18 protein-coding genes are annotated in these 23,604 nt (G+C 48.9%); 15 read left to right on the top strand and 3 right to left on the bottom strand.

Translation table 11 applies throughout. From position 1 onward, the window contains the following. Nucleotides 1–74 precede the first annotated feature (74 nt). Nucleotides 75–560: an acyl-CoA thioesterase gene (locus B3A20_RS11610; protein WP_290764973.1), complete on the bottom strand. Its 486-nt coding sequence runs from the start codon at nucleotides 558–560 to the stop codon at nucleotides 75–77. Nucleotides 561–621: 61 nt separating this feature from the next. On the opposite strand from B3A20_RS11610, the gene B3A20_RS11605 reads away from it, so the two are divergent. The 6 genes from B3A20_RS11605 (at nucleotide 622) to B3A20_RS11580 (ending at nucleotide 8,492) form a co-directional block, all read left to right on the top strand. Beyond that, nucleotides 622–762 carry a hypothetical protein gene (locus B3A20_RS11605; protein ID WP_012820363.1) on the top strand — a complete coding sequence of 47 codons (141 nt, stop codon included), beginning with the start codon at nucleotides 622–624 and terminating at the stop codon, nucleotides 760–762. Nucleotides 763–884: 122 nt separating this feature from the next. Continuing rightward, nucleotides 885–5,009: a DUF3418 domain-containing protein gene (locus tag B3A20_RS11600; RefSeq protein ID WP_290764971.1), complete on the top strand. Its 4,125-nt coding sequence runs from the start codon at nucleotides 885–887 to the stop codon at nucleotides 5,007–5,009. A gap of 37 nt (nucleotides 5,010–5,046) precedes the next feature. Beyond that, nucleotides 5,047–5,850: a hypothetical protein gene (locus B3A20_RS11595; RefSeq protein WP_290764969.1), complete on the top strand. Its 804-nt coding sequence runs from the start codon at nucleotides 5,047–5,049 to the stop codon at nucleotides 5,848–5,850. Further along, nucleotides 5,850–7,133, top strand: a complete 1,284-nt coding sequence (locus tag B3A20_RS11590) for a peptidylprolyl isomerase (protein ID WP_290764967.1) — start codon at nucleotides 5,850–5,852, stop codon at nucleotides 7,131–7,133. Before B3A20_RS11595 ends, B3A20_RS11590 begins: the two co-directional genes overlap by 1 nt. A 1-nt stretch (nucleotide 7,134) precedes the next feature. Then, nucleotides 7,135–7,824 carry a cell division ATP-binding protein FtsE gene (ftsE, locus tag B3A20_RS11585; RefSeq protein ID WP_290764965.1) on the top strand — a complete coding sequence of 230 codons (690 nt, stop codon included), beginning with the start codon at nucleotides 7,135–7,137 and terminating at the stop codon, nucleotides 7,822–7,824. Between the two features lie 26 nt (nucleotides 7,825–7,850). After that, nucleotides 7,851–8,492 (top strand): hypothetical protein, encoded by a 642-nt coding sequence (locus tag B3A20_RS11580; protein WP_290764963.1) that lies wholly within the window; start codon nucleotides 7,851–7,853, stop codon nucleotides 8,490–8,492. 80 nt (nucleotides 8,493–8,572) lie between these two features. Here the strand turns inward: B3A20_RS11580 and B3A20_RS11575 are convergent, their stop codons facing one another. After that, a complete protein-coding gene (locus tag B3A20_RS11575) occupies nucleotides 8,573–11,113 on the bottom strand; it encodes a DNA gyrase/topoisomerase IV subunit A (protein WP_290764961.1) in 2,541 nt (846 codons plus the stop codon). 259 nt (nucleotides 11,114–11,372) lie between these two features. Between B3A20_RS11575 and B3A20_RS11570 the strand changes: the two genes are divergently transcribed. Together B3A20_RS11570 and B3A20_RS11565 are read left to right on the top strand one after the other, a co-directional pair. Further along, entirely contained in the window at nucleotides 11,373–11,642 is a 270-nt protein-coding gene (locus tag B3A20_RS11570) for a type II toxin-antitoxin system RelB/DinJ family antitoxin (protein WP_088629922.1), read from the top strand. Then, nucleotides 11,639–11,932 carry a type II toxin-antitoxin system YafQ family toxin gene (locus tag B3A20_RS11565; RefSeq protein ID WP_290764958.1) on the top strand — a complete coding sequence of 98 codons (294 nt, stop codon included), beginning with the start codon at nucleotides 11,639–11,641 and terminating at the stop codon, nucleotides 11,930–11,932. Before B3A20_RS11570 ends, B3A20_RS11565 begins: the two co-directional genes overlap by 4 nt. 16 nt (nucleotides 11,933–11,948) lie before the next feature. Here the strand turns inward: B3A20_RS11565 and B3A20_RS11560 are convergent, their stop codons facing one another. Continuing rightward, nucleotides 11,949–14,225, bottom strand: coding sequence for an endo-1,4-beta-xylanase (locus B3A20_RS11560; RefSeq protein ID WP_290764956.1), 2,277 nt, complete (start codon nucleotides 14,223–14,225; stop codon nucleotides 11,949–11,951). A 167-nt stretch (nucleotides 14,226–14,392) separates the two neighbouring features. Here B3A20_RS11560 and queF point away from each other — a divergent pair, with 167 nt between their 5' ends. The 7 genes from queF (at nucleotide 14,393) to B3A20_RS11525 (ending at nucleotide 23,228) form a co-directional block, all read left to right on the top strand. After that, entirely contained in the window at nucleotides 14,393–14,869 is a 477-nt protein-coding gene (gene queF, locus B3A20_RS11555; protein WP_290764954.1) for a preQ(1) synthase, read from the top strand. 2 nt (nucleotides 14,870–14,871) lie between these two features. After that, nucleotides 14,872–15,582, top strand: coding sequence for a queuosine precursor transporter (locus B3A20_RS11550; RefSeq protein ID WP_290764952.1), 711 nt, complete (start codon nucleotides 14,872–14,874; stop codon nucleotides 15,580–15,582). A gap of 158 nt (nucleotides 15,583–15,740) precedes the next feature. Further along, complete coding sequence (locus tag B3A20_RS11545) at nucleotides 15,741–17,603, top strand: LTA synthase family protein (protein ID WP_290764950.1); 1,863 nt, start codon at nucleotides 15,741–15,743, stop codon at nucleotides 17,601–17,603. Nucleotides 17,604–17,681: 78 nt separating this feature from the next. Beyond that, entirely contained in the window at nucleotides 17,682–20,312 is a 2,631-nt protein-coding gene (locus B3A20_RS11540; RefSeq protein WP_290764949.1) for an efflux RND transporter permease subunit, read from the top strand. A gap of 10 nt (nucleotides 20,313–20,322) precedes the next feature. Then, complete coding sequence (locus tag B3A20_RS11535; RefSeq protein ID WP_290764947.1) at nucleotides 20,323–21,231, top strand: aspartoacylase; 909 nt, start codon at nucleotides 20,323–20,325, stop codon at nucleotides 21,229–21,231. Nucleotides 21,232–21,486: 255 nt separating this feature from the next. Next, on the top strand, nucleotides 21,487–22,149 hold the full coding sequence (locus B3A20_RS11530) for a hypothetical protein (protein WP_290764945.1): 663 nt from the start codon (nucleotides 21,487–21,489) through the stop codon (nucleotides 22,147–22,149). Between the two features lie 146 nt (nucleotides 22,150–22,295). After that, nucleotides 22,296–23,228, top strand: coding sequence for an HAD-IIA family hydrolase (locus B3A20_RS11525; protein ID WP_290764942.1), 933 nt, complete (start codon nucleotides 22,296–22,298; stop codon nucleotides 23,226–23,228). Nucleotides 23,229–23,604 lie beyond the last annotated feature (376 nt).

Here is a 23,604-nt window from a genome sequence, read left to right as displayed (position 1 = left end):
CAAAGGCCCCGTCAAAGGGCCTTTTTGATGAAAATGTTTTCAAGTGTATCCAGTGTTTTTATTAGACGTAGAGTTTATTTGTTTTCTAGGGCCGTTGCCAGTTTTTTCTTGGCTTCGCGGCGGATGCCGGCTTCTTCATAACGGCGGATTTCGTCTTCGGTTTCGGGAATAATCGAGGGAATCGGGGTCGGTCTTCCGTTTTCGTCCAAGGCGACAAATGTCATATAAGCGTGGCAGATGACTTCGGGCTGCCAGGATACTTGCGGGTCAATTCCAAGGACTTTTACGCCGATTTCCATGGAGGTGTTGAAGGCGCGGTTGACGGATGCCTTGATAGTGAGAATTGTTCCGACGGTAGCGGGTTTGAAAAAGCGCACGTTGTCAATCGAAACGGTTGTGACTTTGCGTCTGGAATGGGTGCAGGCGGCAATGCAGGCTGCCTTGTCGAGGAGCGATGTCAGGTGTCCGCCGAATACAAAATTGTAGGCGTTGACGTCGGAAGGGTGGACGATGTCGCGGGTTTCGACTTGCGATTGTTTGACTGTCTTTGCGTTTTCCATGTTCGAAAAATAAATATTGTTGTGGGCGTGTTGGGCGCTGAATTTCTATATTCGGGGCATTATGGAAGAAAAAAAGACTTATAGAGAAGTGATGCCGGGAGAACTCCCGTGCGAAGTGCCGGAATGTGACGGCGTGATGGTCGTAGACCCCGATAACAGCTACAAACTCACCTGCGACAAATGCGGGCATATTAAGGAATAGGAATTAGGCGTTAGGGGTTAGGTTATAGGATTTATAATCGCGACTCCGTCGCCCGTTTTATAGATGCACGAAGTGCATGAAATTAACCTAATACCTAAAACCTGTAACCTGAAACCTATAGAATGATTTTGTCTGATTTGAAGATTGAATATCCGGAGCTTCCCGTTGTTGAACATCGGGAGGAGTTTTTTGAGCTTTTAGAAAAACATCAAGTTATCATCGTCAAGGCGGATACGGGTTCCGGCAAATCGACGCAGTTGCCGAAGTTCTTGTTAGAATGGTTTCTAAGTCAGCAAAATAACGCTGTCATTCTGGAGGGGCAAGGCCCCGATAGAATCCAAAAAATAATGGATCCTATCGTCTCTCGGCTCCAGGATGACAAACGCTTGTGCTCAGAGCACGAAGTGCGACCTTTCAAAATCGGCGTGACGGAGCCTCGGCGTTTGGCGGCAATTTCCATTGCCGACCGCTTGCGCGAAGAACTCAAGGACGAAGAGCTTGTCTCGACGAAAATTCGTTTCTGGGAACAAGGTACAAATGAAGCCCCCATCAAGGTGATGACGGACGGTATCTTGTTGCAGGAGTTCCGCAAGGACCGCTTGTTCCGGCAGTATAATGCCATCATGATTGACGAAGCGCATGAACGCTCGTTGAACATTGATATCTTGCTCGGCATTTTCAAGACTGTTCTTGCTCGTCGTCCAGATTTCAAGTTGATTGTTGCATCGGCAACGCTTGACGCAAAACTTTTTGAAGAATTTTATGACAACAGCTGCGTGATGGAAGCCGAAGGCCGCACGTACCCTGTGGATGTGGAATATTATTTTGGCGGTTCGGCAGGCTCACCGACCTTCAGTTCCCTGAGCTTGTCGAAGGGAAATGAGTCGAAGGATCTCCGCGATATCAGTGGCAAGGGCGATTCTGGCTTAATCGAAGAAGCGCGTGATGCGATTCTCGATTTGGAAACGCGACATCGCGACCACTTGCTCTGTTTTTTACCGACGGAACGCGACATTCAGGACTTGATGGGCGAGCTTGCTCATGAACTGGATGCTGCAACTTTTGACGTGCTCCCGCTTTACGGACGCATGAGTCCTGATGAGCAGCGCCGCATTTTCAAGCACACGGGCAAGACTCGCGTGGTCTTGGCGACGAACATTGCTGAAACATCGCTTACGATTCCGGGAATTGCTTACGTTGTCGATACGGGTATGGCCCGAATCTCGCGCTACAATGCGCAGGCGAGAATCCAGGGGCTTCCCGTTGAAGAAATTTCGAAGGCCAGCGCGCGGCAGCGCACTGGACGCGCAGGGCGCGTGAAGCCCGGCGTGTGCATTCGCCTTTACTCTCCCGAGAATTTTGAAAAGCGCGATGAATTCACGGAGCCAGAAATTCGCCGTAGCAATTTGGCAAATGTCGTTTTGCAGTTGCGCAGTCTCGGGCTTGAACTCGAAAACTTCCCGTTCTTGCAGTCGCCTCCGCATTCGGCATTCCGTGGCGCTTACAAGACGTTGTTTGAACTTGGCGCACTCACGGCTGACAATTCTAGCGGTCATGTGACCAAGCTTGGCCGCGATATGACGCGCCTCCCGATGGACGTGTCGCTTTCGGCGGTGCTTTTGCGCGCCCGTGATTTGGGCGTTTTGCAGCCGGCGCTTATCGTGTGCTCGGCGCTTAGCATTCAGGATCCGCGTGTGGTGCCGAACGATGAACCGGAACGCACTCGCATCCGTCAGCTGCACCGCAAATTCTGCGGTCACAAGAGCGACTTCCTCGTTTACGTTTCGATGTGGAATGCGTTCTGCACGGACTGGGACGGCAAAACTTGGAACAAACTCCGCAAGTTCTGCGATAAGAACAGCATGCACTTTTTGCGCTTGCGTGAATGGGTGGATTTGTACGAACAGTTCAGCCGCATTCTCGAAGTAAAGTTTGAAAATAAAGTTTGTCCGTTTGATTCGTTCCATCGCGACAATTTGCACATTGCGCTCCTTTCCGGATTCTTGGGCGGGATTGCGCATCGCGATATTGAAAACGGCTGTTACCGCTTGGTGAGCGGTCGCGAAACGCATGTGTTCCCGGGTAGCGATTTGTACGCCAAGAGTGTGGAATGGCTTTTCAGTGCCGAAGTCCGCGAAACGAGCCGCACGTTCCTCACGAAGGCTGCCGAAATCAAGCCGGAATGGATTTTGCAAGTGGCAGAACCGTTCTGCACTCGTCGCTGGTTTGAACCGACGTGGAATAAAGAACGTGGCTTTGTAGAAGCGGTCGAAGAAGTAAGCTTTAGAGGGCTTGTGATTAGCCGTGGCCATCGTATCGATTACGCCCGCGTGAATCCCGAAGACTGTGCCCAGATTTTCTGGCGTGAGGCGGTGGTGATGGGCGAGGTGGCAAGGCCTTTCGATTTCATGAAGCACAACGACCGCGTCGTTGAAAATCTCCATGCGCTTGAAGCGCGAAAACGCCAGTTCGGACTTGCCCCCAGCGAAGATGCGCTTGTGGATTACTACACGCGAATTGCGGGTAACGTCAATTCCATCAAGACGCTCAAAAGCTACATCTACGAGCACACCGACCAGTTCCTCAAATTTGATGAAAAGTATTGGTTGGATTTGTTAGACGAGAGAACGGGCGTTGCCCTACAGACGAATGACGAGAGAGGGTTCAATCGCATTGTCATTCCGGGCTTCGTCCCGGAATCGCCTTCTCGGCAAAGAAAGGGGAATCCCGATCAAGTCGGGATTGACAAGTGTGGAAACGCACCTGCTCCGCAGTTAGGCGGTTCCATCGAGCATTTCCGCATCGGCGAGCGCGTTGTTACAGGTGAAATGGTCTTTGACGCCACTCGCGATTGCGATGGCATTACGCTCAATTTGCCCTATGACTTGCTGACTGAAATTTCTCCGGCGAAATTTGCGATGAGCATCCAGCAATGGCGCGAATGGATGATTGAATCCGTGATTCGCGAAATGCCTAAGAGCGTCAAGAAATTGCTCGAAGCCAAGCGCACCGCGATTGATGATGAATTCTTTGCGGCGCTCGATAACTTCCCGCATAAAGCTCCGTTATTGCTCCTTTACGAAGTGCTTTCGAATACAAAGGAAATCCGCTCGGGTGCAAACGGCGCAAGCATTGACGTTCCGACGGTGAATCCCGACAAAGAAAATCACCTGCGTTTGCATTTGGTCGTTTCAAAGCCTGGTTTCCCGGAACCTTATAAACTCGAAATTTCTCCCGAATGGGGCTCTTACCGCATGTTCTTGGCGGTTCGCCCGGCGTTAGTGACGTTTGGCATTGACTTCCCGCTCGAAGGAATGCGCTTTGGCTGGCGTCTTGGACAATCGGCGTTGATGGTGTCGGATGAATCCCGTTTTTGGCAAGCTTTCCGCAAGCGTGTTGAGGGCGCGCATCTTGAATCCGCTGCGCATCCCGCACCACCAAAGACTTCACTCTCCGAAGAGAAAAAACAGCTCATTGCCGACCGCTTGAACTTGCTTGAAATGGGCGGTGTCTTTGCTGATAACTTTGAAACGGCTCTCAAAATTTGGGTCGCAAAATCGCTTGCTGCAGATAGCCTTGATGCGACTCGCTGTGTGCGCTTTACAGGGCTAGAATTCTCACGTGGCAAAAAGATTCGCGACTTCAAGAGTCTTGCTGCAAACACCCGTAGCGAAGATGAAGAAATCCGTCTTTCACTTGTTCGTGCTACATACGAATCTGGCCTCATCAGTGCTGACGCTTTTGTAAAGTGCTGGAATTTGCTCAAGGATTTCAGCGTGGAAATGCGAGGTGGGAGCGCCAAGTCGACCTTAAAAAATAAAACCATAATTGCAATCCGTTCGGCGTACCAAAAAGAACTTACTTTATTTGAACGTCTGTGCATTCTTGCCGAACTTTTCAACATAGAACTCCCGTTTGGCGCATCTCGAGATTTCAACGCATCCCGTGAATCCGGTACGTCTCGCGAAAGTACGGAACTTTCGGCGGGTACTCTCCGCGAATATTTCCGCCCGTATCTTAAAGCTCGTTACCTCAAGGACCACGAACTGAAAAATGCCCGTGAACTCCTCGGAAAAATCGACCGCACGACAACGGATGACCCGGAATTTGCCGAACTTTACTTGCAAGCGAAGGCAATGCTTGAAGATTTTGAAATCCTCAAGTACAAACGCAAGGGTAATGACGCCGAAGATATTGTGGAAGAAGACGCTTTAGCAAGGTTGAAAGGCCGTTTTGGACGACTTTAACTACTTTCGCGGGCGCGAATTTTCTAAATTTGTCGCAATGAAATCCGTTATCCGTATATTGCTTGCATTCAGTTTGGTAATGCTTGCTGCTTGTAAAACGAAAGACCCGGTGATTGTCACCGTGGGCGATTCCAAGTTGCACCAGTCGGAGGTTTACACGTACGCTCCTGATTGGGATTCCTGGGGCGATCGTGAACGCATCCTCTTTTTGCAACGCTGGATTGATGAAGAACTTGTGTACCAGCAGGCTGTGAAGGCCGGTGCGCTGAAAGATTCTGTGCTCATTCGCATGATTGAACGCACTAAGCGCAAGATTGTCGCCGATTATTTCATGCAGTCTTACCTCGATACGATGATTGTGAGTGATGTCGAAAAAATTGACTTCTACCACAAGAACCAGGACCTTTACCTGAACGGAAAGACGACTGTTTCGGGGGCTATCCTCACCTTTGCCGACTGGAAGTCCGCTGTCATTTATTACAAGGAATTCAAGAACACCAAGTTCGAATCCATCCCGCCTAACCATCGCCTGGTGAAGCGCATGAGGGAATTTGACGGTGTCGATGAAACTCCGGATCCGTGCATGATTCCGTCGATCCGCCGTGCGGTTGTCGGCCGTATTACTCCGATGAAGGTCTGCGATGGCGCTGCAAAGATTGCGGTTGTGACTAACAAGCTTGATTCTGCCGATGCGCGTCCGCTTGATGAAGTGATTGACGATGTTTCTATGCATGCCTGGGTGGAACACCAGAATATGGTTGTGAAGCGTCTCAAGGATGAATGGAAAACCGGAATCCCTATAATTACGAAGATGAATGTTCTTAGTGAAAAGGAAAAATAATGATCAGTAATCGAATTGCCTCTTTAGTTTTTGCCCTGTCTGTCGCTTGTTTTGCCGAGCCCGTGTTGATGGAAGGCATTGCGGCTGTCGTCGATGGCAAGCCGATTATGCGCTCGGATTTCATGAACAACCTCTACAGGTTCCAGGAAACGCCCGAAGCGGCAAATATGACGGAACAGCAGCAGAAAGAAGCTGTGCTGAACCGCATGATTGAAGAAAAGGTTTTGCTCAGCCGCATTGACCGCGACTCGATTGTGATTTCGGAAAATGAAGTGGACCAGCGCGTGACGGCTCATCTCCAGTCCATTGCCGCAAGCCAGAAGATTGATATGGCTACGCTTGAAAAGGCGGTGCGTGCCCAGCTCGGTCTTTCGATGATCCAGTACCGCGAACAGCTCGGTAAGCAGATTCGCAACCACATGGAAATTTCACGTGTGCGCCAACTCCACGTGGGTACGATCCACCCGACCAAGAAAGAGGTGGACTTGTTCTACAAGGATTACAAGGACTCGCTCCCGCGCCAGTTCAATTGCGTTTTGTTGAGCCACATCCAACTCCCGATTAAGCCGGATTCCATGATTGTGGACTCTGTGAAGCGCTTTGCCGAAACGTTGATTGATAGTCTTAATCTCGGCATCAAATTTGAACTTTTGGCCCAACGTCATTCACAGGATAGCTCTGCCGCAAAGGGTGGCGATCTCGGTTACTTCAAACGAGGCCTTTTGGACCCTGCCTTTGAACAGGCGATTTCTCGTTTGAAGACTGGCCATTATGCATCGACTCCGGTCAAGACGGATTTGGGCTGGCACATTGCACGCGTGCTTGGCCGTAAAGAAGACGGTGTCCGCTCCGCACAAATTCTCTTGCGCACGATTCCGACGGCAAAGGATTCCGCTGCGGTTGTGGCACTCGCCGATTCTCTCCGCAAGAGCATTAAGTCGAAGGATGAATTTGCCAAGGCTGCAAAGAAGTTTAGTGAAGACAAGTCCAGTAATTTCCAGGGCGGTTTGCTTGGCTGGTTCCAGCGTAACGAAATGGAACCTGCTTATGTGGATCCGGTCGCAAATTTGAATGTCGGTGAAATTTCGGAGCCGGTCATGATTGACGGCGCTTACCACTTGTTCCGTCTCGACGATTCCCGCCAGGTGCGTGAACTCACGCTCGAAGAAGATTACGGCAAAATTGAACTTATGGCCGCAACGCATTTGGAAAATGAAAAGCTCCAGAAGCTCATCCAGAAGTGGCGCAAGGAAGTTCTCGTCGAAATCCGAATGACGGAATAATATGATTCATTTTACCCACGTCACGAAATCTTACGAAGCCAACTGGAAGGCGTTGAACAACGTCACGTTCCGTATAAACAAAGGCGAGTTTGTTTTCTTGACGGGGCATTCCGGCGCCGGAAAATCGACGGTGCTGAAACTTATCTACATGGATGAACGCCCAGACGATGAGCGCGGCGGCCAGGTGATGGTCAAGTTTTCGGACAACGTATTGTACGACAGCAAGAACACTCCGGACTATAGAATCCAAGCGCTCCGCCGCAAGATGGGAATCATTTTCCAGGACTTTAAGCTTTTACCGGACCGCAATGTTTTTGAGAATGTGGCGCTTGCGCTCCGCATTGTCGGCACTCCGAGCAACAAGATTAACGCGGCTGTCTTTGACGCGCTTGCGCTCGTGGGCATTAGCCAAAAGCGTTTTGCGATGCCTTATACGCTCTCGGGCGGTGAGCAACAGCGTGTGGCGATTGCTCGCGCGATGGTGCACAACCCGTATTTGCTTTTGGCGGACGAACCGACTGGTAACTTGGACCCGAAAAACGCCGAAGAAGTCTTCTGCATCTTCAAGGAAATCAACGCCCGCGGAACGACCATCCTCATGGCAACGCATAACCCGGACTTTTATCTGAACAGCCCGTTCCGCCGCCTCGAACTCAGCCACGGCGAACTCTTGAACCGCGATATTCTGTAAGCTCTATTTGTAGAAGGTTTGGGGAAATGAAACGGTTTGTATTTTTATTTTGTTTGGTGGTGCTTTGTTCTCAGGCTTTTTGCGAAAAGGAATGGGCGGGGGGATTTTTTGGAATAGACGCATCATTCTGGGGAAAAAAACGGATTGATGATCGGGTGTTTAGCCGAGATGATATAATTCTTTCCATTGAATCGGGACAGAGAATGTTGGAAAATCTTCATTTGAATACCGAGTTTGGTGTACACTTTATTTCGGATAAACGTGATACGAGTCATTTGGAATATAGAGTATCTGTAATAAACTCACTTGTTACTTTGGGTTTTCTTCCGTATATTCTAATGCATGGTGATGGTCACTATGAAGACAAAATTCCGATGAAAATTTTTTTAGGGACTCTGTTCTTGTTGAATCCGACTGTGGAGTATTTCTTTTGGAAGGGCTGGGTTCCTGTATCGGTGAGTGCTGGCTATAAGATGGATTGGTTTGCTTTTAGTCCTGGTCATAAATTCTATTTCAGGCCACATGCTGATTTGAATATTAATTTGATGCTTTTAAGAGTTTCTGCATCGTATGCTTATGTGGCTACGAATACCTACGATATTAAAAGGGGTCCGCGATTTTATTTGAAAGTTTATTTCGGGTGGCTAAACCGAAATTTTAATGAATAGAGATTTTAAATAGCGTTCTTTCTTGAATGCAAAAAGAAATGCCCCGCTTTCGCGGGGCATATTTCCTAGAATAAGCGTTACTAGAACAAGCTCGGATCTTCGCTAGAACCTTCGCTTTCACCGCTCCCGTCGCTAAACGGGTCTGCCGGCGAAATGCGGCTCACGCGCTTGATTTTCTTGGCGGTGAACTTGCTGCCGAGAGCCTTGTAGCCCTTGACTTCTGCTACTTCCGTCAAGTCGAGTTCTTCTTTCTGCACTTCGCGACCCACCTGGTATTCCATCAGTTCGCGCGCGTCATCTGTAGCAAAGAGCTCGATGAGCTTTGTGTCCTTGTGGTCGGATACAACGCTGAATTCCGTCGTCATGGGGCAGCCTTCGAGATTGAAGCGCTTGACCATGTAGTTGAAATTCGAGCCTTCGAAGTAGAGCACCGTAAAGACCTGCGCGGGGTCGTACTTGTGCAGATACTTGATGTTCGAACCCACGAGAATCGGGTCTGCCATGTTGTGAACGCGGGCGCTACCGTCTTGCTTGATGATCAAGAGCTTATCGTTTTCGCCAAATTCACCGAGGCAATCGCCCTTCTTCTGCGTCGAGACGATACCGCTCGGAGCATCGAAGTAAAGCACTCTTGCACCAAGCGTCGAAACGCCCTTGCGGAGTCTCTTGACCGTCTTAATCGGGTACTTAGAAACGATGTTGCCAATGGCGCCACGTCCCTTGACTTCGACTTCGCTAAAATCGACTTCAAAATTCAGCTTGATACGCGGACGCGGCTTCAAGATGACTTCGACCACTTCGGCTTCGCCGTTCATGTTGCTCGACATGTAAAGAATCTTGCTACCGGGCTTGTTCTTGCCCATGTAGTAATCCTTGTCGCGAGTCACGCCGCCGACGTTGAAGCGCTTGATGTAAGCGTAGCCGTCCTTGCCATCCTGGTGGATGACGTTATAGATATGGCGTTCGTCGTCCTTGTTGAACTTTTCGACGAGAATGATATCCTTACCGACAAAGTCCTTGTCGCTGACCTTCACGACCTTGAAGCTTCCGTCGGCCTTGAACACGATCAAGTCGTCGTATTCCGACACGTCGAAGAGGTATTCTTCCTTCTTCATGCCCGTGCCCACGAAGCCTTCCTTGCGGTTCACATAAAGCTTCTGGTTTGCAAGAGCCACGTGTACGGCGTTCACCTTACCGAATTCGGCAATCTGCGTGCGGCGTTCCTTGCCTTCGCCGTACTTCTTCAAGATGTTCTTGAAGTGGTTCACGGCGTAATCGATAATGTGTTCCTGGTTGTACTTGCACTTTGCAATGTTTTCTTCGAGTTCCTGCAAAAGCTGGTCGGCCTTTTCGCGGTCGTAATGGCTTATGCGACGGATCGGAATTTCAATGAGCTTGCCGATTTCGTCGTCCGTAACGGTCTGGCGGTGCAGACGCTTGAGGTACGGCGTGAGGCCTTCGCGAACGAGGCGGATAATTTGTTCACGGTCCTTTGCCTTCTTAATGACCTCGTAGACTTCCTTCTCGATGAATATTTTTTCGAGCGTGGTCATGTGCCACTTGTCTTCGAGGTGCTTCAGTTCGTTAGCGAGTTCCCATTCCAAAAGCTTCACGGTGTGTTCCGTGTTGAGCTTCAAGATGTCCGAGACGCCCACAAATTTCGGGTGCTTGTCGATAATGACGCATGTGCACGGAGAAAGCGATTTTTCGCAGTCCGTAAAGGCGTAGAGCGCGTCAATGGCCACCTGCGGGTCTGTCCCCGGCTGCAAGTGCACGAGAATTTCGACGCCCTGGCTCGTGTTGTCATCCACGTGCTTGATCTTGATTTTGCCCTTGTCGTTTGCCTTGACAATGCTTTCAATCAAGCTCACGGTCGTGGTGCCGTACGGAATTTCGCGGATGGCGAGCGTCTTGTTGTCGACCTTTTCAATCTTCGCGCGGACCTTGACCTTGCCCCCGCGTTGACCGTCGTTGTAGTCCGTGACGTCAATGATGCCGCCCGTGAAAAAGTCCGGGTAAAGCGTAAACTTCTTGCCGCGCAAACAGGCGATGCTAGCCTCGCAGAGTTCGCGGAAGTTGTGGGGGAGGATGGAAGTCGAGAGACCGACGGCGATACCATCGACGCCCTGTGCCAAAAGCAACGGGAACTTGACCGGGAGGGTCACCGGTTCCTGGCTGCGGCCGTCGTAGCTCGGAATCCATTCGGTGGTTTCGGGGTTGAATACGACATCGACAGCGAACGGCGTGAGGCGGCCTTCGATATAACGGGGGGCTGCTGCGCGGTCGCCCGTGTAGGGGTTGCCCCAGTTACCCTGGGTATCGATAAGCAAATTCTTCTGGCCGAGGCCCACAAGTGCATCGCCAATGGAGGCGTCACCATGCGGGTGGTAAGCCATCGTTCGACCGACGATTGTAGCCACCTTTTGGTAGCGTCCGTCGTGGTTTTCGAACATGGAATGCAAAATACGGCGCTGGACAGGCTTCAGGCCATCTTCATAATACGGGACCGCACGGTCCAAAATCACATAGCTGGCGTAATCGAGGAACCAGCCGTCATAAAGTCGTTCTAGGTGGTTGACGTTAGATAAACCTAGAGTAGTATCGGGTGTTTCTTGATTCATGGCTCGAAATGTAGTAAAAATTTCCTGTCAGAAAATTTTGTAGTGCTCATTAGGGCAAAAAAAATGGGCGTTCCCCGGATCCATCCCTAACGCAAATGCTTGTTGATTTTGCAACCAACCGATTGCACGCTACGGCTCATTCCTGTTTTATCTTTGATAAAATTCGAGGAATTGGGAAAAAATGACGAAATCGATAGTTTCACAACATAAATACTACAATTGCTTTACAAAAGCAACTTTTTGTGGTATATTTAGGAGTATGAGCACCGTGGTCACAAATATTCGAATTGATAAAGAGCTTAAGGCTCAGGCAACAGAACTCTTCAACGACTTGGGACTGACTCTTTCTCAGGCGTTTACGGTTTTTCTGAAGCAGGCTATTTTGCATCACGGTTTGCCGTTTGCCGTTACCAGACCTCCGTCCAAAGAACTCCTCGAAGCAATAAAGGAAGGCGAAGAACTCGCTCACGATCCTAACGCTAAGACGTATGCAACACCGCAGGAGCTATGGGACGAGTTGGGTATATGAATAATTCGTATAAGTACATTGTTCGGGCGACCAATCGTTTTAAAAAGGCTGCCAAGCGAATGACTAAGCGTGGAAAAGACACCCAAAAATTAAAGGATGTTGTTGAAATATTGGCAAAGGGCCTTTCTCTTGCGGATTCATATAAAGACCATCCCCTTATCGGGAATTGGAGCGGACACAGAGAGCTTCATATAGAACCAGACTGGTTGCTTATCTACAAAATCGAAGAAAACATCCTGATTTTAGAGTTGGTAGATACCGGAACGCATTCCGACCTCTACAAGAAATAGATTTCGGGCGCTTCTCTTACCTTGCAACCCTCACGCTCTGCATCTTGCCGGTGGTGCGGTTGCGCAAGAAGTAGATTCCCGAGGTTTTTACGACGTTGGCAGACTTGAGCCTTGTTGATGCGTCGCTAAAGCCGTAGGCCGAGAGCTTGCCCAAGCGTACGCCTTGCACATCAAATACATCGTAATTCTGGAGCGTGTTCTGCTCTAGGCGAATCTTGTTATCGATTTTTTGGTCAATTGCATTTGGATTTTCCAGAGCGATTGTATCCAACGAGTCTAGCGGGTGTGTCGGAATGCCGCTAGAATACATGTTCTTGCTGTCTGCCCAGTGCCCTTTGAAATATTCTTCAAGCCAGTCCATAGCAGGGCGATTTTTTCCATCTTTGATGAGGCCTGTATTTGTGGGGTTCATCCGCGGCGTTTCCCCGTAAATGTAGCCCCAGAGAGTGACTCCCGCAACATATTCCGATTCCATGAAAACGGGAATATGTTCTGCAAAGCAAGCCTTCTGAAGGTTGTCATCATCCGTACCGATGCTGTATTCTGTAATGAGCAAGGGAATCTTTATCTTGTCGTAAATTTTTTGAATGCCGTCCCGTATTGTACTCCCGGCAATGCACTTTGTCTCAGAGCCTGAACCTTGGATCATCCAGTTTGCTGCCTGCAATCCAAATGCATCGATAGCCGCATTTTGTTCTTGAAGTTTCAGAATGAGATTAACCGTCGGATCGTTTTCCCAACGCATTTCGTCATAATCGTTGTAAATCAGGGTCGCATAAGGCCAGCGTTTACGAGCCATATTGAAGGCCGTGGCCACAAACTTGTAGTCGCCATCGTCGCCGCCGAGAGCCTCAATTACGTTGTTGTAGGCATCAAATCCGGAATGATAGTGACCTGTGCTATTACGGACCGCTCCATCGACAACTTCAATCTGATGAATTTCGGGATAATGCTTGGCAACGGCGTCAAACCAAGCCGTAATGGCTTCCTTGGTTTCGTTCACGTCGAGCCCATTCAGCCAATGTGGCAAATGCGTCCCTTTCAGCAGATTGCGGAACTTGAAGGGCATGCGAGTATCCCATCGATTTAAAACAGTCCACTGATGAACAGCGTCGCATTTTGAAAAATCGTAATTGCCGCGTTCCTTTTCGACGGCAATCCATGTGCACGCGTTATCCGTAGTAATTTCATTCCAATAGTCCTCATAATCTTCGGGAATGGATTGACCATCGACAATGACATTACCTAGACGTTTTTCTGCACCGTTGGCAAGGCCTAGCATATAGCGACGAACTCTCGAATCCTTGAAATATTCCTTGAGCCAAGTCATTGCCGGGCGGTCAACGCCGTTTTTAATAAGGCCGGAATTACCCTCCTCCAACCAAGTTTTGCCGTAAATGTAGCCCCAAAGGGTAATGCCCTTCACGTATTCTGTTTCCATCAAGAGCGGAATATGCTCTATGTAGCACTTTTTCTGAAGATTATCGTCCTTGTCTCCGACATCGTATTGTGTAATGTATATGGGAAGGCCTGTTTGTTCGTGTGCATCGTTAAGTGCGCGTTTGAGGACGGAGAAATGCAAGCACTTGCGTTTGCCGCTCCCTTGTGTGGTTGTTTCGTGAAACTGCATTCCAAAGGCATCAATCGGCGCACCCTGGGCCTTGATTTTCTTAACAAGGTCTATGGCTAGCTCCTTATTCCATTGGATTGTATTGTAGTCATTGTAAATTAGGATGGCTTTGGGCCAGCGTTCACGTGCCATTTTAAAAGCCGTGACCACGAATTCGTAGTTTCCGCTATCGCCGCCAAGGGCTTCAACCAGATTGCTGTTGGTATATCCAGAGTGATAGTTGTTGTTGTTGATTTTGACGGCTTCGTTTACCACTTCAATCATTTCGAGGTCGGGATAACGTTCTTTAACCGCATCAATCCAATCAGTCCAAGCTTTTTTTGTTTCGCTAGCGTCGAGAGTCTTTCCCAACCACTGCGGCTTTTGGGAACCCCACAACAGGGTGTGAAACGAGAAAATAGCCTTGTTCTTTTTTGCCCAATTATAGGCGAGGTCGCAACCGGTCCAATCGTATTCACCACGTGTTTTTTCGACATAGCCCCAAACGCACCCGTTCTCGGCAGTAATCTGGTTCCAGTAGGTGCCAAAATCTTCGGGGATTTCGCCAAAAACGGTCGTGTTGCCCAAAAACTTGGACGCGCTGTCGGCCAAGGCCGCAAACGAAAAAGTTGATGACGCAAGGACAAATGTCAAAGCCTTAAATATTTTTGAAAACACACTCATTGCGACTCCAGATTTTTTTAGGTTACAGCACGTAATAATAAAACTACCTCGAAAACGTAGGAAAATTACTCTTACCTAGAAATCTTGCATTGACAAAACATCTATATTTGTACCTAAAATGGTCAGTTCGAAACCCATCCTGACTTAAAACAAAACTAGGAGACATTATGCGTTCAGAAGCTGAACTCAAAGGTGTTACGCTCTTGGGCAACAATAAGACCCAGTACAAGACCACTTACAGCCCCGAAGTGCTCGAAAAGTTCCCGAACAAGCATCCGGGTAACGATTACATGGTCACGTTCAACTGCCCGGAATTCACGAGCCTTTGCCCGAAAACCGGCCAACCGGATTTTGCCGAAATCAAGATTAATTACATTCCTGACCAGTATTTGGTGGAATCCAAGTCCCTCAAGCTTTACATGTTCTCGTTCCGCAATCATGGCGATTTCCACGAAGACTGCGTGAACATCATCATGAAGGACTTGGTGAAGCTTTTGGACCCGAAGTACATCGAAGTCGAAGGCATCTTTATGCCGCGTGGTGGCATTTCTCTTTATCCGTTTGCAAACTATGGCAAGCCGGGTACCGAATTCGAAGCTATCGCCAAGACGCGCCTCTTCGCTGCTATCGATAGGAGAAAGTAATCGTGCAAAACGAACTCCTTATGATAGCCTCCATTTTCGTGTTCTTTGGAGGTCTCGTCGCTTTCTTCCGCTTCTTCGGCAAGCAGGGCATTTTTGCCTGGACCGTCATTGCAACGATTGCTGCAAATATCGAAGTCTTGATTCTCGTGCACGCTTTTGGGCTCGACACCACACTCGGTAATGTCATCTTTGCTTCTTCGTTCCTCGCAACGGACATGATGAGCGAAATCTTTGGCAAAAAAGAGGCCAGCCGCTGCGTAAAAATCGGCATCCTTGCGAATGTGACGTTTATTCTCATTTCGCAGAGCTGGTTCTTGTACATCCCTGCTGCAGGCGATACGATGGCGGAACCGATTCGTACGGTGTTTTCGAATACACCTCGCGTGATGCTTGCGAGTTTGTTCGCATACGCAATTTGCGAAATGTTCGACGTTTGGGCGTATCACGCTTGGTGGAAATGGTCCGAAAAGCAGTTTGGCGACAAAAAAGGTTATTTATGGCTCCGCAATAACGGCTCTACGCTGCTAAGCCAACTGATAAACGTCGTTGTGTTCAACTTGCTTGCATTCGCAGGCGTTTTTCCGTGGAATACGATTGGCGAAATATTAATCTTTGGCTACGGCATTTTCATCGTGACTTCGCTCATGGATACTCCGTTTGTGTATCTCGCTCGTCACATTTCTGAAAAACATCCGGAATTGCTGAAAGAGTAGGCTTTAGGGCCTGTCGTGTTGCCTGTAAAATGAAATCATAGCTTAGTCTTTTTTTATATTTTACGTGGTTATTCAAATTACAAGGTATTATTATTAAGCACCTCTTTAAAAATCCGTTTATCTTAATTACGTCTGTGGCGTTTTTGCTGCAAACGATTATGCTCGTCCTGTTCTACGCTTTGCCCGATCCGCTTGGTCTTTCGGTGCCCGAAATGTTTGCTGGCAAGACTATTTGGCAAATTTTCATGGCGTATGGCGCAATTCTCGTGATGTCTTCCATCTTCACGTTCTTGAAGAGCCCGCGGGCGCTTGCGGTATTTTACGTTATTTACTTTTTCTTTGCTGTTGCGGACTACGAAATTTTCCGCTTCAACCATCAGCGCCTTTCGTATTCGTTTATTCGTACCTATTTCCATCCTTCGAATATTGCCGATGCAACAACGATATCGACGCTTGGTGGCGATGGCATTGGGACCGTGCTTTGGATTGGCCTTGTGTTTTTGATTTTGGCGGCTGGTGTAGCATTTTGCGTGACGTATTCCATGCGTCAAAAGCGCATGACTATGGCTCAAGTTGCAATTGCCCAAAAGCCGAACAAGAGGATTGCAGTCACGATGCTTTCCTCAGGTTTGACGCTTTCGCTTATTCCGTTGCTTTTGTTTATTGTGGGCGCTCGTGGCATTACGAATTTCCCATTTCAAATCGATTGGCGCTTTACGCTTGGAAAATGGACTTTGACAGCTCCTGTGTTGCACATTGCGGGGCTTGAAACATTTGAATTTTTCCGAGATGGCTATTCCATTACGGATGAACTTATCCGAGATTTGGATGCCTTTTTGCCTTCTGATTTTGCAGGGGCCCGCTCGGACAAAAATTATCCAGGTTATCGCAATGCTTCGCAGCACGAGTTTAAGGCGACAAGGCCGTACAACATCGTCTTTATTTTCGGAGAATCTTACAAGGGGCGCGTGCTGAACCAGATGCTCGAAGGCGACACCGCTCTCGCGCCGAACTTGTGGAAAATGGCGCATGTTGGCGGGCTTTGGTTCAAGAATGCGTTTAGCGGAAGCTATCCGACAGTCCGTGGCACAACTTCGACTTATCTTGGATTCCCTTCACACCCGAATCGCGATGTGCCTGCGTTCTATGCCTCGAATCACTTCAAGGGATTTCAGGAATTTTTGACAAATTATCATCGCGCGTACGTGACGGTTTCAAATCCGGTATTTGACCATACGTTACCTTTTGTGGAACGTTTTTATGGCAATAACTGGCGTGTGATTGAAGACCCGAAAATTCCGGGAACTTCAGACAGCTTAGGCATGGATTTGGCGATTGAAATGCTCAAGACGATGCCTTCCGATAGCGCTTGGTTCTTGGCGGCGAATACAATTGCAACGCATATTCCGTTCTACGGTTACCCGGATAGTTACGCCTCGAAGCCCGAAGATGCGATGGTGCGCTTTAAGAATGCGCTCCGCTATACGGACGAGCAAATGGGCCGTTTCTTTGAGGCGCTTTACGCCCGTCCTGATTTTGACCGCACGGTTGTCGTGATTCTTGGCGACCACGACACGCCTGTCGATTCCATAGATTATAAGGTTCCGCAGCCGCTTGGCGTTTCGGCTGCGCAGATTTTCATGGGGATTTTCTCTGCCGATACAAACCTCTTTAAAGGTCTTGAAATCCGCGAAGATGTGGCATCGCAGCTCGATATTGGCCCAACGATTCTTGATTTGGCGCAGGTCCGCGCTCCAAACCATTTCTGGGGTTACGACTTGCTCACCGAAAAACGCCCGGCGGAGCAACCTTCGCTATTCTATACGCAAAATGCTTACTATCTCGGTTTCCGCGATTCCGTGCTTACGGGCGGTCTCGAATCCGAAGAGGTGTACAAAGGCAAGAACGGCAATTTCGAGTTGGTCTCTGATTCGCTTTCGCTTTATTGGAAATCTCGTGCAGTTGGTGCGAGCAAGTTACTGCGTTCGCTTCTGCGTAACGACAACATGTTGCCCCATTAATCGCCTTTTCCCGCTGTTCGTCGGAATTTGCCGAGGGCTTCGTGCGAATGTTGTAAGAATATTAATATATTTCTACACATGAATACGAAAAAGTCGTTTGCCGAAAAATTCTCACAGTGGTACATTCCGCTGATTTGCCGTCATAAATATGCGGCCTTAGCGTTTTATTTCTTCCTCGCTCTCCTCCTCGCGTTTCCGATTCTCGTGAAGCCAGGGCTAAAACTTGACGCTGACCTTTCGCACCTCTTGCCCGAAGATACGCCGAGTGTGAAGGCGCTCGAAGAATCGTACGAGCGTTTTGGCAGTACCGACCGTTTCATGATTGCCATCCAGAGCGAAAGCGTGGAACTTGCCGCGGCTTTGCAGGATTCCATTCAGGATTACATCCACAAAAATTGGCAGGGCGATTTCGTCTCGACGCAGGTGGATAACGATAACCAGTTCTTCAAGGACAATGCGCTTTTGTACCTCCCGGTCAAGCACCTTGAAAAGATTCGCGATAATCTCGAAGACTTGCAGCTTGAAATTGGGCGCAAAAATGGTCCGCTCGTTGTCGATTTGCTCGGCGATGGTTCGGATTCTACGAGCACGGCAAACGGTGAAGCGGCTCCGAAAAAAGAACGCGTCTGGTTCGATGCCAATTTGCCGATGGAACTCGGTCTTCCCGAAGAAGCTGTGAGCGCATTCGATGCATTCTTCAAGAAAGAAGCGAAAGTCGATACGGTTAGCGGTAAAAGGGAATGGAACCCGAAGGCTTATCTCCCGGATAGCTTGAAGAATCGTTTAATCGGCAGCCCGGAACCCGACAGTACAGGCAAAATTCTCTTTAACGCAGTTGTAAACGCAAAGTTGATTAAGCCCTCGACCGACTATGAATTTGTGACGAAAATTCTCGCAAAGACCGATGAGCTTTTAACATATTTCCGTAGCAAGACTTATCCCGTGCCGACTCGCTTTACAGTGGAAGGCACTTACGAAGGCTTAAAAGAAGTTGATGAAGTTGCAAATGACAGTATTTTCTCGTTCGCCATTAGCCTTGTCTTGATTTTCCTCTTGACTGCATTCTTCTTCAGGAGCGTCAAAGGCCCGATTCTCGTGACCGGCTCTGTGCTTTATGCTTGCCTCCCGACGCTTGCGTTTACCGCGCTTTTCTATGGCAAGCTGAATCCGTTTACGGTGTTTGTGGCATCGATTATTTTGGGTATTGGTATTGACTACTCGATTCACATTTTGGGCAATGCGCAAAAGCTTTTGAACAAGTACGATTCGCTCGAAGATGTTCTCGAAGAAACGCAGCGCAAGATGCTCAAGCCGTTTATCTTGGCAAGTTTCACGACGATTGCCGCGTTCCTCACGCTCTTGGTTGCTCATTTCCGCGGATTCTATGAATTTGGCATTGTGGCATCGATGGGTGTGCTCTTTAGTATGATGACATCTGTCCTCGTTTTGCCGGTCTTTGTCGCCTGCATGGGCGGTATCCCGGCGGCTCCGCAGAAGTCGCTCTTGCCGGATTCCTGGAGTGAACAGCGCATTTTCAGTTTCTTCAAGCATGCCGCTCTGATTGGCTTTGTGCTTGGCGCTGTGGCGCTCTGGTTTGCTCCGCATGTGGATTTTGAACACAACTTGAAGAACCTTCGCCGTGTGCATACGGATAAGGTAATTCCTGCGGCTGAAAAGAAAATTTCAACTAAGGTAACTCGCGCGACAAACCGTGCCGTGACCTCGACACCTGCGGCGGTAATGGGTTCCAAGGCCGAACAGCTTGACAAACTTTACGATACGTTGATGATTCGACTCCATGACGAGAAAGATCCGCTCTTAGGCAGTTTCCTTACGCTCAAGAGCTTTGTGCCGCCTGCAGATTCTCAGGAAAAGCGCCTTGAAGTCATTGAAGAAATTCGCGACCTTGTGGAAGCTCGTGTCTTTGACAAGGCCGAAGGTGATGACTCGACGAACGTCTCGACGCTCCGCAAATTGGCTCAAGTCGAAAAGCCGTTTACTGCCGAAGATGTGCCTGCCTGGACGCTTGACTTGCTCCGTGAAAAGGATGGCTCTTACGGTAAGATTGGCTTTATTTATGGTGACTTCCCGAGCTGGGATGCCCATGCGTTGCACCGCTTCCAGGAACGCTATGGCAACTGGAACTTTGATGGCGAACGCTTGCGCACATTCTCGTCGCAGTTCATCCTTTCGGACGTGATTGAATCGGTGAAGGCGGATAGCTTTAACTTGGCTTCGGTCATTGTGCTTGTCATTTTCCTCACGTTGATTGTTTCGTTCCGCAAGCCTTCGATGTTCTTGGCGGGTGGCGTCTCGTTTGGCATGGGGGCGCTCCTCACGCTTGGCCTCCTGGGCGCTCTGACGTACTTCTTTGAATTTGGAAAAATCAGCATCTACAACGTGATTGTGATTCCGATGACGCTGGGTATTGGCATTGATGCGACAATCCACTTTATTACGTCTTGGTGCTCGAAATCCAATGAAGGGATGAACCTTCGCCAGCTTTTTGATACGACGGGCCGTAATGTAATGGCGAGCTCAACGACGACGATTGCTGGCTTTGTGGGCTTCCTCTTTACAACGCATCGCGGCTTGCAGGGCATTGGTCACCTCGCTTGTATTGGAATTTTCATGTTCCTTGTGACAAGTATAATTTTCTCGATGTATTTTTGCGGCTCCTGGCTTAAGAAAAAGGATGAAACGAAATAAAGGATGATTTATGAGTAAAATCAACACAATAGTCGTTGCGGGTGGAACGCATGGCAACGAACGCACGGGCGTGAGCCTGGTCGAAAAGTGGAAGGCTCATCCTGAATGTTATAATACGCTTTGTAAATCGGCAAAAGTTGATATAGTGCTTGCGAATCCGGAGGCCGTGCGCCTCAATCGCCGTTATCGCGACCATGACTTGAATCGCGCGTTTTCGCAGACATGCCTGGATGTGGCGGTAGAACCAGTGCAGTATGAATTTCGCCGTGCTCGTGAACTCAATAAGATTTATGGGCCCAAGGGCGAAAATACGCGCACCGACTTGATTTTGGATGTGCATAACACGGGTTCGAACATGGGCTATTGCCTAATCCTTTCGACTCGTGATCCGTTCACGATGAAGGCTTCGGCAGTGCTCACGCAAGAATTTGAAGACGCCTGGATTTATTACCAGCCCGAAGAACGCTGCGCTTCGCCGTATTTTGGAACGGTCGCCAAGGCCGATGTGTGCATTGAAATTGGCCCGCAACAGCATGGAACGCTGAACGCCGCCATTTTTGAACGCTCCGAAAAGCTCGTGAAACGTTATCTGGAACTTGCGGAAGAATGGAACCGTGGTGAGTTGCAAAAGCGTGCGCCGATTAAGGTCGAAGTTTATACGCAATTACGAGACTTGGGCTATCCGAAACCACAGGGCGGTGGAGCCATACAGGCGATGATCCACCCGGAATTGGACGGTCACGATTACCGCGAACTCAGACAAGGCGACAAGCTTTTCCGTACGTTCGATGGCAAGGACATCTTGTTCGAAGGCGAACCGGATGGCTGTAGCGTCTATCCGATTTTCATCAACGAACCTGCGTACTACGAGAAAGACATCGCCATGAGCCTCACCGTGAAAACCGTGGAAGAGTGGTAGGCGGCAAAGCCGCAGTGATTAGTGGCTAGTAAACAGTAGGCTGTAACGAATTCGTTATCCAGGAGCCGCAGGCGATAGGAACCCGGGAGGTTGAGATGTATGAGGTCGGGGCGTCGCCCCTTTGGGTTTGAGATCGCGACTTCTTGAGCGGAACCGATTACATTGTCATGCCCGCCGCCGTGCGGGCACCTCCCTGCATATCTTGGATTGCGGATACTTTTCTAAATTTATTGCGAAATAAAAAGGAATTTTAGCATGATTGAATTTGACGAATCTGGTGTGCCGAGTGCTGATTTGACTCAAGTAACGGGCGAAGAAAGTCTCAAGAATTTCATGGACATCGTCCAAGAACTCAAGGAAAAACCATGGGATTCACGTCTGAACGAGATCCTGGATGCGTTCGAAGACTTCTTGACAATCCGCCCTGAACCGCCGCAGTCATGGCAGGACAACTATGCCTCTAGCGGAAAGCAATTTGACTATTATCAGATTGTCTTGCCCGAAGATTTCCAGGACCCGTACGAAGATGACCTTGGAAACATCAATCGTTTGCGTGGTGAATTTGCTCGTGTGCCGAGCACGATGGCTCTTGAACATGAACTCGTGAGCCGCAATTACTTTATTTTTGAAAATGGCCATGCCGAACCGATTCCTGCACCACGCCCGATTCTGATGCTCGAAAGTAAGGACCGCGCCGATGATGAAGAGCCGCAGGAAGGCGATATCACGTGGGATTGCTGCATCTCGATTTTTGCCGATGGCAGCTATGTTGCCTACAATCTCGATCACGATGACGAAGAAGAACTTGGCGAAGATTTCAAGGTTGTCTTTGAAAAGCATATCAAGACGCTTTCGAAGTTGCAGCTCGTGATTCCCGTGGAAGGTCGCGATTACGGCATCCTCCGTAGCGACGCATAATCGCTATGGATAAATTCGAAACAGAAATCTACCTGCGTTACAAGCAAATTATTGAATCGCAAAAGGCATGCTCCTTTACATGTCATCCCGGACTAGTTCCGGGATCTCCATTTCTTTGCAAAACTGAATTGTCATCCTGGAGGGCTTTGCCCGATAGGATCCAGAGCGATTCCTGTGCAGTCCCTCGCCATGTTTACATGGCAGATTTGCTGGAACGTTACGATGCGTTTTGTTTTGACGGATACGGCACGCTTTACAATCGCGGAAGTTTTGTTTACCCTGGTGCGATGGAATGGTTCAAAATGCTTCGCCGTGCAGGTAAACATTTGCGCCTTGTGACAAACGCAGCCTCCGATGTCGATGAAGTTTTGGCTCGTGATGCGGACAAGCGTGGTTTTGTTTTTTCAACGGAAGAGACTATTTCATCGGGGAGCTTGTTGCCGAATCTCGTGGGACGCTTGCGTCGTGGTGAATATGTAGATGGAACTGCCGCGCTTTCTAGCGCTGCCGCGAAACAGCTTGAATTGCGCGAGGTCTATTACATTGGCCGTGAAACGGGCAAGCATGTTTTGGAAGCTTGTGGGATAACAGCCGTTGCGATGGATGCAGAACCTGCCGAGCCGATTGTCGCTATTTCGTCTGCAAAAGACACGCCCGAAACGTATGCGCGTGCGGTCAAAATTTTACAACGTCCGGGTGCGATACTTCTCGTGCTCAATTCAGATGCCTGGGCTCCCAAAATTCCCGATGAAAATGGTGTGACTGTTCGCGAACCCGTTTCTGGAGCTCTTTCCGAACGCTTGCGTCGTGATTCTATGTGCTATGCCAATGGGGGAGAAGGCTGCGCCACTTATTATTTGGGGAAGCCTTTCCCTGCAATTTGGGAACGCGTCAAATCTTCGCTTCCGGCGGGCTCTCGCGTGCTGATGATTGGTGATACGCTTGGAACAGACGTGTATGGCGCAAAAATTGCGGGCTTTGATAGTGCGCTCGTTGTCGGTCGAAATGTTCCTGCCGCAGAATTAGAAGCTGACGAAAAGGCTCTCGGTATTCGCCCGGATTATTATTTGGAACCGTAAAATAAAAGAACCAAGCTTGCGCATTTATTTTATCACAAAAAATTCGCCCATCGTTTCTTTATAGATGTTTCCGTAATTTTTTACGTTATACAGTTGTACGTGAGAACCTGAAATCTTACTTGCAATCTCGATATACATATCTCTTAAGGTGGCGTCGGGCGCTTCATTCAATAGCTCCGTAAAGCCACGAGTAAAACTGTTAGTCAAGTAGACACCTATTTCTTCGTTTCGTTCATCGGCCTTGCTTGTTCCGCTGTTTCTCCGAGACCTCCACTATAGCAGGCTTCTACGGCAACTAGTACCTTGCGGTGCGGAATCTGTTTTATCAGCAAAATAATCTGTTCGTAACTGATTTTATAATTCCAAAATTCGCTCT

Source organism: Fibrobacter sp. UBA4297 (assembly GCF_002394865.1).
In the GTDB taxonomy this organism is placed as follows: Bacteria; Fibrobacterota; Fibrobacteria; order Fibrobacterales; family Fibrobacteraceae; genus Fibrobacter.
This window is presented reverse-complemented; position numbering and strand designations above follow the sequence as displayed.

Coding starts and splice junctions, on each gene's coding strand:
- B3A20_RS11610 (WP_290764973.1), bottom strand. CDS start 560: ATGGAAAACGCAAAGACAGTCAAACAATCGCAAGTCGAAACCCGCGAC.
- B3A20_RS11605 (WP_012820363.1), top strand. CDS start 622: ATGGAAGAAAAAAAGACTTATAGAGAAGTGATGCCGGGAGAACTCCCG.
- B3A20_RS11600 (WP_290764971.1), top strand. CDS start 885: ATGATTTTGTCTGATTTGAAGATTGAATATCCGGAGCTTCCCGTTGTT.
- B3A20_RS11595 (WP_290764969.1), top strand. CDS start 5,047: ATGAAATCCGTTATCCGTATATTGCTTGCATTCAGTTTGGTAATGCTT.
- B3A20_RS11590 (WP_290764967.1), top strand. CDS start 5,850: ATGATCAGTAATCGAATTGCCTCTTTAGTTTTTGCCCTGTCTGTCGCT.
- ftsE (WP_290764965.1), top strand. CDS start 7,135: ATGATTCATTTTACCCACGTCACGAAATCTTACGAAGCCAACTGGAAG.
- B3A20_RS11580 (WP_290764963.1), top strand. CDS start 7,851: ATGAAACGGTTTGTATTTTTATTTTGTTTGGTGGTGCTTTGTTCTCAG.
- B3A20_RS11575 (WP_290764961.1), bottom strand. CDS start 11,113: ATGAATCAAGAAACACCCGATACTACTCTAGGTTTATCTAACGTCAAC.
- B3A20_RS11570 (WP_088629922.1), top strand. CDS start 11,373: ATGAGCACCGTGGTCACAAATATTCGAATTGATAAAGAGCTTAAGGCT.
- B3A20_RS11565 (WP_290764958.1), top strand. CDS start 11,639: ATGAATAATTCGTATAAGTACATTGTTCGGGCGACCAATCGTTTTAAA.
- B3A20_RS11560 (WP_290764956.1), bottom strand. CDS start 14,225: ATGAGTGTGTTTTCAAAAATATTTAAGGCTTTGACATTTGTCCTTGCG.
- queF (WP_290764954.1), top strand. CDS start 14,393: ATGCGTTCAGAAGCTGAACTCAAAGGTGTTACGCTCTTGGGCAACAAT.
- B3A20_RS11545 (WP_290764950.1), top strand. CDS start 15,741: ATGCTCGTCCTGTTCTACGCTTTGCCCGATCCGCTTGGTCTTTCGGTG.
- B3A20_RS11540 (WP_290764949.1), top strand. CDS start 17,682: ATGAATACGAAAAAGTCGTTTGCCGAAAAATTCTCACAGTGGTACATT.
- B3A20_RS11535 (WP_290764947.1), top strand. CDS start 20,323: ATGAGTAAAATCAACACAATAGTCGTTGCGGGTGGAACGCATGGCAAC.
- B3A20_RS11530 (WP_290764945.1), top strand. CDS start 21,487: ATGATTGAATTTGACGAATCTGGTGTGCCGAGTGCTGATTTGACTCAA.